General features: G+C 73.1%; 12 protein-coding genes. 1 reads left to right on the top strand and 11 read right to left on the bottom strand.

What is annotated here, in order from left to right:
* Nucleotides 1-12: 12 nt before the first annotated feature.
* From AC0HI0_RS37475 to AC0HI0_RS37445, 7 genes are read right to left on the bottom strand one after another with little or no spacing between them, the layout of a single operon-like run.
* Nucleotides 13-1,527 carry an SRPBCC family protein gene (locus AC0HI0_RS37475; RefSeq protein WP_480928203.1) on the bottom strand — a complete coding sequence of 505 codons (1,515 nt, stop codon included), beginning with the start codon at nucleotides 1,525-1,527 and terminating at the stop codon, nucleotides 13-15.
* The gene (locus AC0HI0_RS37470) at nucleotides 1,524-2,378 is read right to left on the bottom strand and encodes an FAD binding domain-containing protein (protein WP_480928202.1); all 855 of its coding nucleotides are present in this window, start codon (nucleotides 2,376-2,378) and stop codon (nucleotides 1,524-1,526) included. Before AC0HI0_RS37470 ends, AC0HI0_RS37475 begins: the two co-directional genes overlap by 4 nt.
* Complete coding sequence (locus tag AC0HI0_RS37465; RefSeq protein ID WP_480928201.1) at nucleotides 2,375-4,807, bottom strand: xanthine dehydrogenase family protein molybdopterin-binding subunit; 2,433 nt, start codon at nucleotides 4,805-4,807, stop codon at nucleotides 2,375-2,377. Before AC0HI0_RS37465 ends, AC0HI0_RS37470 begins: the two co-directional genes overlap by 4 nt.
* Nucleotides 4,804-5,337, bottom strand: a complete 534-nt coding sequence (locus AC0HI0_RS37460) for a (2Fe-2S)-binding protein (protein ID WP_480928200.1) — start codon at nucleotides 5,335-5,337, stop codon at nucleotides 4,804-4,806. Before AC0HI0_RS37460 ends, AC0HI0_RS37465 begins: the two co-directional genes overlap by 4 nt.
* Before the next feature lie 60 nt (nucleotides 5,338-5,397).
* Entirely contained in the window at nucleotides 5,398-6,519 is a 1,122-nt protein-coding gene (locus tag AC0HI0_RS37455; protein ID WP_480928199.1) for an XdhC family protein, read from the bottom strand.
* Nucleotides 6,512-7,594: a vWA domain-containing protein gene (locus AC0HI0_RS37450; RefSeq protein WP_480928198.1), complete on the bottom strand. Its 1,083-nt coding sequence runs from the start codon at nucleotides 7,592-7,594 to the stop codon at nucleotides 6,512-6,514. Before AC0HI0_RS37450 ends, AC0HI0_RS37455 begins: the two co-directional genes overlap by 8 nt.
* A complete protein-coding gene (locus tag AC0HI0_RS37445) occupies nucleotides 7,591-8,469 on the bottom strand; it encodes an AAA family ATPase (RefSeq protein WP_480928197.1) in 879 nt (292 codons plus the stop codon). Before AC0HI0_RS37445 ends, AC0HI0_RS37450 begins: the two co-directional genes overlap by 4 nt.
* Nucleotides 8,470-8,582: 113 nt before the next feature.
* Here AC0HI0_RS37445 and AC0HI0_RS37440 point away from each other — a divergent pair, with 113 nt between their 5' ends.
* Nucleotides 8,583-8,825: a PspC domain-containing protein gene (locus AC0HI0_RS37440; protein ID WP_480928196.1), complete on the top strand. Its 243-nt coding sequence runs from the start codon at nucleotides 8,583-8,585 to the stop codon at nucleotides 8,823-8,825.
* 3 nt (nucleotides 8,826-8,828) lie between these two features.
* Here the strand turns inward: AC0HI0_RS37440 and AC0HI0_RS37435 are convergent, their stop codons facing one another.
* From AC0HI0_RS37435 to AC0HI0_RS37420, 4 genes are read right to left on the bottom strand one after another with little or no spacing between them, the layout of a single operon-like run.
* Entirely contained in the window at nucleotides 8,829-10,166 is a 1,338-nt protein-coding gene (locus AC0HI0_RS37435) for a beta-N-acetylhexosaminidase (protein ID WP_480928195.1), read from the bottom strand.
* A gap of 14 nt (nucleotides 10,167-10,180) precedes the next feature.
* Nucleotides 10,181-11,014, bottom strand: coding sequence for a carbohydrate ABC transporter permease (locus tag AC0HI0_RS37430; RefSeq protein ID WP_480928194.1), 834 nt, complete (start codon nucleotides 11,012-11,014; stop codon nucleotides 10,181-10,183).
* Nucleotides 11,011-11,901 carry a carbohydrate ABC transporter permease gene (locus AC0HI0_RS37425; RefSeq protein WP_480928193.1) on the bottom strand — a complete coding sequence of 297 codons (891 nt, stop codon included), beginning with the start codon at nucleotides 11,899-11,901 and terminating at the stop codon, nucleotides 11,011-11,013. The genes AC0HI0_RS37430 and AC0HI0_RS37425 overlap by 4 nt, the downstream gene beginning before the upstream one ends.
* Complete coding sequence (locus AC0HI0_RS37420; RefSeq protein ID WP_480928192.1) at nucleotides 11,898-13,190, bottom strand: extracellular solute-binding protein; 1,293 nt, start codon at nucleotides 13,188-13,190, stop codon at nucleotides 11,898-11,900. Before AC0HI0_RS37420 ends, AC0HI0_RS37425 begins: the two co-directional genes overlap by 4 nt.
* Nucleotides 13,191-13,268 lie beyond the last annotated feature (78 nt).

Genomic DNA, 13,268 nt, shown 5'->3' with positions numbered 1-13,268 from the left:
CGCCCGTCCGCTTCAGCGGTGCCGCCTGCGGCGCAGCAGGAACACCAGCACGACCAGCGCGGCCACCACGGGCAGCACTCGCTTGAGCACCGGCCCGCCGGCCGTCTCCAGCAGGTCGATCGGCTCGCTCGGCTCGTTCGGCACGGCGCGCAGGTGCGGCCGGGCCGGCACCTCGTCCCGCGAGCCGACCGACGCTTCCGGCGAGTCGTGGGGCGCTTCGCCGCGCGGTGCGGCCTCCGCCTCGTCCGGCGATTCGTCCGGCGATTCGCGGGCAGGCTCGACCTTCGCCACGGCCGGGGTGTCGGCCGGGGTGTCGGCCTCGGACCCTGCGGGCTCGTCCGCGGCCCCGGTCGTGCGGGCGGTGCCGGGCTCGTCGGCGGTCCTGGGCTGGGACGCGGCCCCGTGCTCGGCGGCGGACCCCCGGGTCGACGCCGCCTCAGGCTTCGCCACCGGGTCGGACTTGGCGGCCGGATCGGACTTGGCCGCCGGGTCAGGCTCCGCTGCCGGGTCGGACTTCGCCGCCTCGGGTTTGGCCACCAAGCGGGGCTTCGCCACCGGATCGGGCGTGGCCGGAGCGGACTTCGCAGCCAGGTCGGCCTTGGCAGCCGCATCGGGCTCAGCCGCCGGATCGGACGTGGCAGCCGGACCGGACTTCGCAGCCGGCTGGGGCTTCGCCGCCGTCTCAGGCTTGGCGGCCGAGTCGGACTTGGCAGCCGAGGCGGGCTTGAACACCGCTTCCGGCTGACCCGCTCGATCGGGCGTAGCCGCCGGGTCGGGCTTGGCAACCGCGTCGGGCTTCGCAACCGGGTCGGATTTTGCCGCCGGGTCGGGCTTCGCAGCAGTCCTGGGCTTTGCCGCCGGATCGGGCGCGGGTACCGGGGCGGGCTTGGGGACCGCTTTGGGCTTGGCTGCGGATCCCGGGGTGGGCGTGGGGCCGGGGACGGTCTGCGGTTTCGCGGTGGACGCCGGTTCCGCCGCCGCAGTGGGTCCGGGGGCCGCCGGTTTCGGGCGGGCGCGGGGTTTGGGCGGGGTGGGCGGGTCCTGGGTCGTTTCGGGGTCGGGGTCGGTCACCCGTCCAGCCTCCCCCGTCGTGAGGCGGGTCGCCAGGCAATCGGCGAACTGGGCCACGATCCGGCCGCTGACCTCGCTGATCAACCCGCGCCCGAGCTGCGCCGGACGTCCGGTGATCGCCAGGTCGGTGACCACGGACACAGCCGTCCCGGCCGGTGTCCCCACCAGGCCCAACCGGACGGTGGCGGACGCCGTCCCGTTGCCCCGGGAGTCCTTGCCGGACGCCTTGAGCACGGCCGTGCGCGACTCCTCCACCACGGACGTGAACTCGCCGGTCCCCTTGTACAGCAACGTGACCGGGCCGAGCTTCACCTTGACCGTGCCGGTGAACTCCCGCCCGTCGACCCTGGTGAGGGCCGCGCCCGGCATGCAGGGCGCGACCGTCTCCGGGTCGAGCAGCGCCGCCCACACCTCCGGCACGGAGGCGGGGACGGTGAACCCGTGCTCCAGCTTCATGCGCCCACCGCGGCCGTCACGGCCCGCGCGGTCAGCACGCGGGCCAGGTGGGTCCGGTACTCGGCGTCGGCGTTGCCGTCGGTCGCCGGGTCCGCGCCCTCGGCGGCACGGGCCGCGGCGGCGCGGATGGCCTCCGCCGTCGCCGGTTGCCCGACCAGCGCCTCCTCGACGCCGCGCGCCCGGACCGGGGTCGGGCCCATGTTGGTCAGGCCGACCCGGGCCTGCCGGACGACCCCGTCGGCCACGTCGACCGCCGCCGCGACCGCCACGATCGACCACGCCTGGGCCACCCGGTTGAACTTCTCGTAGTGCGCGCCCCACCCGGTCAGCTTCGGCACCCGCACGTGGGTGAGCAGCTCGGCCGGCCCGAGGCTGGTGGTGAAGTAGTCGGCGAAGAACTCGGCCGCCGGCACCTCGCGGCTGCCGCCCGGCCCCCGGCACACCAGCACCGCGTCCAGCGCCAGCACGGGCGCGAGCAGGTCGCCCGCCGGGTCGGCGTGCGCGAGCGCGCCGCCCAGCGTGCCCCGGTGGCGGATCTGCGGGTCGCCGACGGTGTCGGTGGCCAGCCGCAGCAACGCCGCGTGCTCCCGGATCAGGTGGTCGCGCTGCACCTCGTAGTGCGTGGTCAGCGCGCCGATCAGCAGCGAGTCTCCGTCGTCGTGCACGCCGGTCAGCTCGGTGAGCCCGGACAGGTCCACCACCAGGGTGGGCGCGGCGAGCCGCATCCGCAGCACCGGCAGCAGGCTCTGCCCGCCGGCCAGCACCTTGGCGTCCTCGCCGCCCTCGGCCAGGACGCGCACCGCTTCGTCCACTGTGGATGGTGCGACGTAGTCGAACGCGGCCGGGATCATTCGGCACCTCCACGCGCGTCGAGGGAACCCAGCCCGCCGCCCGCACCCGGGTTCGCCGGCAGGTCGGTGTCCTTGCCCTGCAACGCCTTCCACACCCGCATCGGCGTGCACGGCATCTCCACGTCACGAACTCCCCTGTGCCGCAACGCGTCCACGACCGCGTTCACCACGGCCGGGGTGGACGCGATGGTGCCCGCCTCGCCGACTCCCTTGACCCCCAGCGGGTTGGAGTCCGCCGGGGTCTCGGTGCGGTCGGTGGTGAAGGTCGGCAGGTCGACCGCCGACGGCAGCAGGTAGTCGGCCAGGGTCGCGGTGGTGAGGGTACCGCCCTCGTCGTGCACGGCCTCCTCGTACAGCGCCTGGGCGATGCCCTGCGCCAGCCCGCCGTGCACCTGGCCCTCCACGATCAGCGGGTTGACCACCTTGCCGACGTCGTCCACGCACACGTACGACCGGATGCGCACCCGCCCGGTCTCGGTGTCCACCTCGGTCGCGCACAGGTGCGTGCCGTGCGGGTAGGAGAAGTTCTCCGGGTCGAACGTGGCGTCCGCGTCCAGCCCGGGTTCCATGCCGTCGGGCAGGTTGTGCGCCACGTGCGCGGCCACCACCACGTCGCCCAGCGACATCGTGGTGGACGTGCCGCGCACGGCGAACGTGCCCGAGGCGAACTCGACGTCGTCGGCCGAGCACTCCATCAGGTGCGCGGCCACGGTCCGGGCCTTGGCGAGCACCTTGTCCGCCGCCAGCACGACCGCCGTGCCGCCCACGGCCAGCGACCGCGAGCCGTAGCTGTCCATGCCTCGGTGCGCGACCTGGGTGTCGCCGTGCAGCACCTCGACGTCCTCGAACGCGACGCCGAGCCGGTCGGCGACGATCTGGCTCCACGCCGTCTCGTGCCCCTGCCCGTGCGGCGAGGTGCCGGTGACCACCTCGACCTTGCCGGTGGGCAGCATCCGGATCGCCGCGTGCTCCCAGCCGCCCGCGGCGTAGCGCAGCGCGCCGAGCACGCGGGACGGGGCGAGCCCGCACATCTCGGTGTAGGTGGAGATCCCGATGCCGAGCTGCACCGGGTCGCCGTTCGCCCGCCGCCCGGCCTGCTCGGCGCGCAGCGCGTGGTAGCCGAACAGCTCGACGGCCCGGTCGGTGGCCGCCTCGTAGTTGCCGCTGTCGTAGGTGAGCCCGGCGACCGTGGTGAACGGGAACTCCTCGTGCCGGATCCAGTTGCGGCGGCGCAGCTCCAGCGGGTCCACGCCGAGTTCGGCGGCCAGTTCGTCCATGATCCGCTCGATCGCGAACGTGGCCTCCGGCCGGCCGGCGCCCCGGTAGGCGTCCGTGGGCACCTTGTTGGTGAACACGTTCGTGCAGGTGAACCGGTACGCGGGGAACTTGTAGATGGCGTTGAACATGAACGCGCCGAGGATCGGCACGCCCGGCGTGACCAGCCGCAGGTACGCGCCCATGTCGGCGAGCAGGTCGACCTTGAGCCCGGTGACCGTGCCGTCCGCACGCGCCGACACGGTGATCTTCTGGAGCTGGTCGCGGCCGTGGTGCGCGCACAGCATCGACTCGGTGCGCGTCTCGGTCCACTTCACCGGCTTGCCCAGCCGCCGGGCGACCAGCAGGGTCAGCACCTCCTCGGGCGTGACCTGGAGCTTGCCGCCGAACCCGCCGCCGACGTCCGGCGCGATCACCCGCAGCTTGTGCTCGGGGATGCCGAGCACGGCGGACAGCATCCAGCGCAGGATGTGCGGCACCTGGGTGGCCGACCACATGGTGGCCGAGTCCGGCCCCGGGTCGACCACGACCGAGCGCGGCTCCATGAACGCCGGGATGAGCCGCTGCTGGCGGAAGGTCCGCTCGACGACCACCGCCGAGTCGGCCAGGGCGGCGTCCACGTCGGTGCCGGTGCCCGCCTGCGCGGAGTCGAACACCCAGGTCGCGGACTTGTTGGTGCCCAGGTCGGGGTGCACCAGGGCGGACCCGTCGGCGATCGCGGCGGTCAGGTCGAGCACCACCGGCAGTTCCTCGTACTCGACGTCGACGGCGGCCAGCGCGTCGTGCGCCTCGGCCGCGCTGCGGGCCACCACCAGGGCGACGGCCTCGCCGGCGAAGTTCACCTCGTCCACCGCGAGCGACGGCGCGGGCGGGGCGAGCATGTCCTCGGTGATCGGCCACGCGCACGGCAGGCTGCCCTGCTCGTCGGCGAGGTCGGTACCGGTCAGCACGGTGAGCACGCCGGGCATCTCCACGGCCGCCTCGGCGTCGACCGAGACGATCCGGGCGTGCGCGAACGGGCTGCGCAGCACGGCCAGGTGCAGCATCCCGGGCAGCTGGATGTTGTCGGTCCACTTCGTCGCGCCGGTGATCAGCCGGGCGTCCTCCTTGCGCCGCCGCGCCCGGCCGACCTCGGGTTCGGCGGTGGCGGTCATTCCCCGCCCCCGGTGTGCTGCGGGGCGCGGACCTCGTCCTGGACCCGTTCGACGTCGGGGCCCGCGCCGGGGCTCATCCGCCGGGCCGCGTCGCGGACCGCGCGCACGATGTTCTGGTAGCCGGTGCAGCGGCAGAGGTTGCCCTCCAGGCCGTGCCGCACCGCGTCGTCGTCCGGGTCGGGGTCGTCCGCGAGCAGGTCGATGGCCTGCATGATCATGCCGGGGGTGCAGAAGCCGCACTGGAGCGCGTGGTTCTCGTGGAACGCCTGCTGCACGGGGTGCAACCGCCCGTCGCGGGCGAGCCCCTCGACGGTGGTGACCTCGCGGCCGTCGGCCTGCACCGCGAGCACCGAGCACGATTTCACGCTGTGGCCGTCGAGGTGGACGGTGCACGCGCCGCAGTTGCTCGTGTCGCAACCCACGACCGTTCCGGTCTTGCCGAGTCGTTCGCGGAGGTGGTGGACGAGCAGCGTGCGGGGTTCGACCTCGTCGCTGTAGTTCACCCCGTCCACGGTGACGGTGATCCGCATGAACCCTCCAAGCATGTGGTGGTGATGGGGGTCACGACGAGCCTGCTACCGGTTGCCTCGTCAAACAACCCCCGGTGCGCGGTGGATGGCGCCGTCGGTCCGGGTGAGGCGATCACCTCCCCCGCCCCAGCGCAGGGCGATGATCTCGGCGGCGATCGACACCGCGGTCTCCTCGGGCGTGCGCGCGCCCAGGTCCAGCCCGATCGGGGACGCCAGGCCCGCCAGCTCGTCCTCGGCCAGGCCCGCCGCGCGCAGCCGGCGCAGCCGGTCCTCGTGGGTGCGCCGGGAACCCATCGCGCCCACGTAGCCGAGCTTGAGCCGCAGCGCGACCTCCAGCAGCGGGACGTCGAACTTCGGGTCGTGGGTCAGCACCGCGATCACCGTGCGGCCGTCCAGCCGGCCCGCCTCGGCCTGCTCCGCCAGGTAGCGGTGCGGCCAGTCCACGACGACCTCGTCCGCCTCGGGGAACCGGCTCCTCGTCGCGAACACCGGGCGCGCGTCGCACACCGTGACCCGGTAGCCGAGGAACGCGCCCAACCGGGCCATCGCGGCGGCGAAGTCGATCGCGCCGAACACCAGCAGCCGGGGCGGCGGTTCGAACGAGTTCACGAACACCGCCATGCCCTCGCCCCGGCGCTGCCCGTCCGGCCCGTAGTGCAGGGTCGCGCTGCGGCCGGTGGCGAGCAGGCCGCGCGCGTCGTCGGTGATCGCGTCCCGGGCCCGCGCGGACGGCACGTCGCCCGCGACCCGGTCCGGCCAGACCACCAGCCGGCGGCCCGCCCACCTCGGGTGCTCGACGACGGTGGCGATGGCGACCGGCTCCTCCGCGCGGACCGTGGCCAGCACGTCGGGCAGTTGCGGGAACGACCCGGCCGACACCGCCTCCACGTACACGTCGATGATCCCGCCGCAGGTCAGCCCGACGGCGAAGGCGTCGTCGTCGGTCACGCCGTAGCGCCGCAGCGCCGGGGGCCCGGCCGCCACGACCTCGCGCGCCAGTTCGTAGACCGCGCCCTCGACGCACCCGCCGGACACCGAGCCGACCACCTCGCCGTCCGCGCCGACCAGCATCGCCGCGCCGGGCGGGCGGGGCGCGGAGCTGAACGTGGCGACCACCGTGCCGACGCCCACGGTCTCGCCGGCCGCGACCCGGCGGGCGAGTTCGGCCAGGACGTCACGCACGGCCGACCTCCGCCAGCAGGGCGCGCAGGGTGTCCAGGCTGTGCCCGGCGAGCAGCCGGTCCACGTGCGGCAGCACCGCCGCGATCCCGGACTGGACCGGCGCGTAGCCGTCCTGCCCGGCGTGCGGGTTGACCCAGAAGACCCGGTGCGCCAGGCGCGCCAGCCGGGCGGCCTGCTCGGCGAGCAGCGCCGGGTCGCCGCGCTCCCAGCCGTCGGAGAAGACCACCACGACGGCCCGCCGCGCCGCGCCCCGCTGCCCCCACCGGTCCAGGAACGCGCGCAGCACCTCGCCGAGCCGGGTGCCGCCGTCGAAGTCGGGCACCGCGCGCCCGGCCGCCGCGAGCGCCTGCTCGGGGTCGCGCCCGCGCAACTGCCGGGTGACCCTGGTCAGCCGGGTGCCGACGGTGAACACCTCGACCGGCATCCGCCGCGCGACGACGTGCGCGAACCGCAGCAGCGCGTCCGCGTAGGGCCTCATCGACCCGGAGACGTCCACCAGCAGCACGACCTTGCGCGGTCGCACGGTCCGCCGCCGGTACCGGGGCCGCACCACCTCGCCGGACGCGAGCATGGCCCGCACCGTCCGCCGGGCGTCCACCTCGCCGCGCCGCGCGGGCCGCCGCCGCACCGAACGCCGCACCGGCGGCACCGGCCGCAGCAACGCCATCAGCTCCCGCAGGTGGGCCCGCTCCCCCGACGTCAACGAGGCGATGTCCTTGCGCCGCAGCACTTCCACGTCACTGGCCGCCACCGCCAAGCGCTCCGACCGGCCGTTGCCCGACGTGCCGCCGCCCAGCGCGGCCAGCGCGGACACCCGGCTGCCCCGGCTGCGCGGCGCCCGCACCTCGACACCGCCGAACCACGCGGCGAACGCCAGGTCGTAGCGGGCCAGGTCGTCGGGCTCGGCGCACAGCGCCACCCGCCCCGCCCAGTACACCGAGGACGCCGAGGCGACCCCGAGTTCCTCCACCGCCCGCAGGAACGCCGCGACCCGCTCCGGCCCGCACGCCACCCCAGCCCGGCGCAGCACGTGGGCGAAACCCACGAGCCCCGTCAGCGACCCGGCGGCGGTCATCCCCCGATTGTGCTCCCGGAAGGTGCGGTCAGCACACCGGCCGATAGGGCGCGCCGGGCGTCCTCCCGGTACTTCAGCACGGCACCGAGCGTGGCCGCCGCCGTTTCCGCGTCCAACTCGGTCCGGCCCAGGGTGACCAGGGCCTGCGCCCAGTCCAGCGACTCCGCGACGCCCGGCGGTTTGATCAGGTCCAGCTCGCGCAACCGCCGCACGGCTGACGCCACCTGGTGCGCGAGCCGGTCGTCCACGCCGGGCAGCCGGCGCTTCAGGATCGCCACCTCGCGCGCCAGGTCGGGGTGCTCCAGCCAGTGGTAGAGGCAGCGGCGCTTGAGGGCGTCGTGCACCTCGCGGGTGCGGTTGGAGGTGAGCACGACCAGCGGCGGGGTCTCGGCGGTGACCACGCCCAACTCGGGGATGGTCACCGAGTTCTCGCCCAGGACTTCCAGCAGGAACGCCTCGAACTCGTCGTCGGCGCGGTCCACCTCGTCCACCAGCAGCACGCACGGCGCCTCCTCCAGCGCCCGCAGCAGCGGCCGGGCCAGCAGGAACCGGCGCGTGTAGAGCGACGCCTCGGCCTGGTCGACGTCCACCGGGCCGGCCGCCTCCAGCGCGCGCAGGTGCAGCACCTGGCGCGGGAAGTCCCAGTCGTAGAGGGCCTGGGTGGCGTCGATGCCCTCGTGGCACTGCAACCGGATCAGCGGCAGGTCCAGGGCGCGCGCCAGCGCGAGCGCGAGCGAGGTCTTGCCGGTGCCCGGTTCGCCCTCGCAGAACAGCGGCCGGCGCATCCGCCACGCCAGGAACGCCGCCGTCGCGACGCCCGCGTCCGGCAGGTAGCCGACGCGGTCCAGGGCTGCGGCGAGGTCATCGGGCGTCACGGCTCGACGGTAGCCCTCGACCGGCCTCGGGGACGGATCCAGGTTCACCCCTGAGGGAGACTTCAGGGTCCGCCCCCGATGTGTCAGGACCCGCTGACCAGCACTATTGAGCCATGACGAACGACGCGGTCAACGAAGCCAACGCCAAGATCAACGAAGCCACCGCCAAGATCAAGCAGCTGCGCCGCAGCCGCGACGACCGGATGGTCGCCGGCGTGTGCGGCGGCGTCGCCGAGATGATCGGCGTGGACGCCGCCCTGCTGCGCATCCTGCTGGTCGCCGCGACGCTGTTCGGCTTCGGCGCCGGCGCCGTCCTCTACCTCGCCGCCTGGATCCTGGTCCCCGAGGCCGACTGACCCCTACCGGGGGAAGCCGGGGACGCCGGGGAGCGTCTGCCACGGCTTCGGCCCGGTCAGCGGGCGGTACTCGACGCCCAGGGCGTCCAGGCGCGGCAGGTGGTGCTCGGCGAGCCTGGTCCGGAACTCCTCGACGTCCCGGTCCGGCGTGCTCCACACCACCTCGGCGAACGCGCACAGCCGGGGGAAGACGGCGTAGTCGACGCGCCGGGGGGAGTCGAGGTGCTCGGTCCACACGTTCGTCTGGGCACCGAGCACCCGATCCGCCGCCGCGGGCTCGTAGGCGTAGACGTCCTCCCAGGTCAGCAGGGTGCCGACCGGGATGGGCTCGTCCTCGCCGGGGCCCTGGCGGTAGTCCAGGTAGACGTGCGCCTCGGGGCACATGACCACGTCGTGGCCCCGGTCCAGCGCCTTGAGCCCGGCCTGCTCGCCCCGCCAGGACGCGACGACCGTCGTCGTGGGCAGCGGACCGACCTCCAGCACCTCGTCCCAGCCGTGCGGGCGGCGCCCGCGCCGCGCCAGGTGCTGGGCGATGCGCCGGACGAACCGCCCGTCGCCGCCTTCCGCCTCGTCCCCGCCGAGTCCGATGATCTCGCTCGGGAACACGTCCAGCAGCTCGTCGAACACCTGCCGGTAGAAGTCCACTGTGGACTCGTCGGCCTTGAGCACGTTGGGGTTCACGCCCCAGTCGGTCCACACCCCGCCGGCCGCGACGCCGAGTTCGGGGTAGGCCGCGATCGCCGCCTGGCTGTGGCCGGGCACGTCGATCTCGGGCACGACGGTGATGTGCCGGCGCGCCGCGTACGCCACGACCTCGCGCAGGTCGTCCTGGGTGTAGTAGCCGCCGTGCGGCCGGCCGGTCTGGCCGCCGCTGCGCCGGTCCCCGTACCGCGAGGACGGCCGCCAGCCGCCGACCTCGTGCAGCAGCGGGAACTTCTTGGACTCGAAGCGCCAGCCCTGGTCGTCGGTGAGGTGCAGGTGCAGCACGTTGAGCTTGTGCGCGGCCATCAGGTCCACGTACCGCAGCAGGTCGTGCTTGGGCAGGAAGTGCCGCGCCACGTCGAGCATCACGCCGCGCCACGCGAACCGCGGCGCGTCCTCGACCACGCACACCGGCAGCCGCACGGGCTCCGCCGAGATCGGCGCGGCGCGGAAGGAATCCGGCCCCGCCAACTGCTTGAGGGTCTGCCGCGCGTAGAACAGCCCCGCTTCGTCGGCCGCCTGGACGGTCACGCCCGGCCCGATCACCAGCCGGTACGCGCCGGACGGCCCGTCGAGGGTCAGGCTGCTGTCCACCGAGCCGTCCCAGACGACGTCGCCATCGCCGTGGGTGATCGACACCGGTCGAGGAAGAATCACGACTTCACCGCTCCCGCCAGTCCCGCGACCAGTCGTCGCTGCACCACTATGAAGAAGATCAGCACCGGGATCGTCATCAGCGTCGACCCGGCCATGATCGCGCCCCAGTCGTTCTGGTCCGGTTTGAGGAACACCTGCAGCGCCAGCGGCAGCGTCTGGTTCTCCGCCGCCGAGATGATGAACGTCTTGGCGAACAGGAAGTCGTTCCAGGCGTGGATGAACGACAGCACGCTGGTGGCCACCAGGCCCGGTGCGACCAGCGGGAACAGCACCTGCCACAGGAACCGGAAGCGGGACGCGCCGTCGAGCGTCGCGGCCTCCTCCAGCTCCACCGGCACGGCGGCCACGAACCCGCGCAGCATCCAGATCGCGAAGGGCAGGCTGAACGCCAGGTGCACCAGCACCAGCGAGCCCAGGTGGTTGAGGCCGAACGCCGGGGCCACGTCCCGCACCGACTTCATCATGAAGAACAGCGGGATGGTCAGCGCCTCGACCGGCACCATCTGCACGACCAGCAGCATCACCAGCAGCGTGGTCCGGCTGCGGAACCGGAACCGGGTCAGCGCGGTGGCCGCCAGGAACGAGATGAGCAGGCTCAGCAGCACCACGGCGAAGGCCACCACGAGGCTGTTGAACAGGTAGCGCCCGAAGCTCTGCACGGTCAGCGCGCGCACGAAGCTGTCCAGCGTCGGCGCGAGCGTCCACGGCCGGGGGTCCGCGGAGATCACCTCGGACTCGGGCTTGAGCGCCGTGAGCACCATCCAGTACAGCGGGAACGCCACCACACCGGCGATCAGCACGGTGACGCCCTCGGCGATGCGCCGCCTCACAGCGTCTCCCCCGACTTCTTCAACGCCCGCAGGTAGCCGAGCGTGACCAGCAGCAGCAACACCGTCATGACCACGCCGATGCTCGCGCCCAGGCCGTACTCGGAGGCGGCGAACGCCTGCTGGTAGGCGTAGACGTTGAGCACCAGGTTGCGCCCGGCGATGCCGCCGCCGTTGGTCATGATGTAGATCTGGGTGAACAGCTTGAAGTCCCAGATGATCGACTGGATCGTCACCACGATCAGCAACGGCCGCAGCAGCGGAAGGATCACCGACCGCGCGGTCCGCAGCGCCGACGCGCCGTCGAGCGCGGCGGCCTCCAGCACCTCGCCCGGGATCGACTTGATGCCCGCGTAGAGCGTCACCATGACGAACGGGAACGAGCACCACACCACCTGGGCGGCGACCAGCCCGAAGGCCAGCCACTTGTCGTAGTTCCAGGAGAACCCGGTGGTGCCCAGCACCTCGTTGACGAAGCCGAAGTTCGCGTCGAACAGGAACAGCCAGATGGTCGACCCGGCCACCGCCGGGGTCGCCCACGCGCCGAGCGCGGCCAGGAACAGCGTCATCCGGGCCCAGGTGCGGACCCTGGTGGCCAGCACGGCGAGCGCCGCGCCGACCACCAGCGTCCCGAGCACGCACACCGCCGCGAACCCGACCGTCTGCCCGAGCACCGACCAGAACTTGGCGTCCGACAGCAGGTTCGCGTAGTTCTCCAGGCCCAGGAAGGTCAGCGGCGCGCCGCCGCTGACCTGCTCCTGGCCGTAGTCGAACAGCGAGATCAGCACGAGCTGGTAGATCGGGTAGCCGAGCAACCCGGCCAGCAGGAGCAGCGCCGGGGCGAGGTAGGCGAACGCGATCCGCCCGTCGCCCCGGTGGGCGCGCATCATGAACCGAACGCCGCATTCATGGCGTCGGCGGCCTTCTTCGCGGCGGTGTCCAGGTCGCTGCCGCCGGTCGCGACCTCTTGCAGGAGGGTCGGCAGCACGGCCTGCGCGTCGATCGTGGCCCACTTCGCGGTCACCGGCACGAACCTGGTGCCCGCGTTGAGGGTCTTGATGAACGGCTCGACCGCCGGGTTGGCCTTGGCGACGTCGTTCTGCACGTCGCCGAAGGTCGGCATGTTGCCCATCGCGTCGAACATCTTGCGCTGGTACTGCTTGCCGCCGAGCAGCTGGAGGAACTGGGTGGCCAGCGTCTTGCGCTCGGAGCCCTTCATCACGCCCAGCAGGTTGCCGCCCGCGAACGCCGGCGCGACGGAGCCCGAGGTCTTGCCGGGCAGCGGCACGACGGCGTACTTGCCGGCGGCCGAGGACGCGTCGACGGACTTGCGGTTGAAGTCGCCGCCGACCACCATCGCCGCCTTGCCGGCGCGGAACGCCTCGACGCTCGCGTCACCGCCGTTGCCGGCGCACTGGGACGGCGGGCAGATGTCCTCGGCGATCAGCTCGGTGTACTGGCGCAGGCCGGTCTTGGCGTCCGCGCCGTCGATCGCGGCGACGTACTTGTCGCCGTCCTTGCGGGCGATCTCGCCGCCGTTGGCCCACACGAACGGCATCGCGCCGTAGGTGTACTTGCCGCCGGCCGAGATGCCCAGCAGGTCGGGCTTGGCGGCGCGGATCTGCCGGGCCAGCGGCGCGATCTCGTCGAGCTTGGTCGGCGGCTTGAGGCCCAGCTCGGTGAACACGTCCGTGCGGTAGTACAGCGCGCGGACGCCGACGTACCAGGGGATGCCGTAGACCTTGCCCTCCACCTTGCCGGTGTCCAGGACGGCGGGCAGCAGGTCCTTCGAGTCGGCCCACGAGCCGAGGTCGATCTCGGAGAACCCGCCGCCGGCGACGTAGCCCGCGAGGTCGGTGTTGCCGAACTCGGCGACGTCCGGCGCGCTCTTGGGGTCGCTGAACGCGGCCTTGAAGCGCTCGGCGCGCGACTGGACCTGGATGTACTGCACGTCGACGGTGACGCCCTGGTGGGCGTTCTGGAACTCGGTCACCGCCTCCTTGACCACGGCTTCCTTCGGGCCCCGGTTGACCTCGTCGAACAGCCAGACCCGCAGTTGCCCGGTCTGCTGGTCGGAACTCGACGTGGTCGAACCGGACTGCACCGGGGCGCACCCGGCCAACACCGTGACGGCAAGGCCGGCCGCCACCGCGGCCCACCTCTTCGTTACCCGCATCATCCGAAACCCCCTCCAGCACGTGTTGCGTCTTATGCAACGACCATTTCATGGGAAGCAACGGAGATGCTAGTGTCCGAA

It is taken from the genome of Saccharothrix sp. NBAS 001 (assembly GCF_056640475.1).
This window is presented reverse-complemented; position numbering and strand designations above follow the sequence as displayed.

Coding starts and splice junctions, on each gene's coding strand:
- AC0HI0_RS37475 (WP_480928203.1), bottom strand. CDS start 1,527: ATGAAGCTGGAGCACGGGTTCACCGTCCCCGCCTCCGTGCCGGAGGTG.
- AC0HI0_RS37470 (WP_480928202.1), bottom strand. CDS start 2,378: ATGATCCCGGCCGCGTTCGACTACGTCGCACCATCCACAGTGGACGAA.
- AC0HI0_RS37465 (WP_480928201.1), bottom strand. CDS start 4,807: ATGACCGCCACCGCCGAACCCGAGGTCGGCCGGGCGCGGCGGCGCAAG.
- AC0HI0_RS37460 (WP_480928200.1), bottom strand. CDS start 5,337: ATGCGGATCACCGTCACCGTGGACGGGGTGAACTACAGCGACGAGGTC.
- AC0HI0_RS37450 (WP_480928198.1), bottom strand. CDS start 7,594: ATGACCGCCGCCGGGTCGCTGACGGGGCTCGTGGGTTTCGCCCACGTG.
- AC0HI0_RS37440 (WP_480928196.1), top strand. CDS start 8,583: ATGACGAACGACGCGGTCAACGAAGCCAACGCCAAGATCAACGAAGCC.
- AC0HI0_RS37425 (WP_480928193.1), bottom strand. CDS start 11,901: ATGATGCGCGCCCACCGGGGCGACGGGCGGATCGCGTTCGCCTACCTC.
- AC0HI0_RS37420 (WP_480928192.1), bottom strand. CDS start 13,190: ATGATGCGGGTAACGAAGAGGTGGGCCGCGGTGGCGGCCGGCCTTGCC.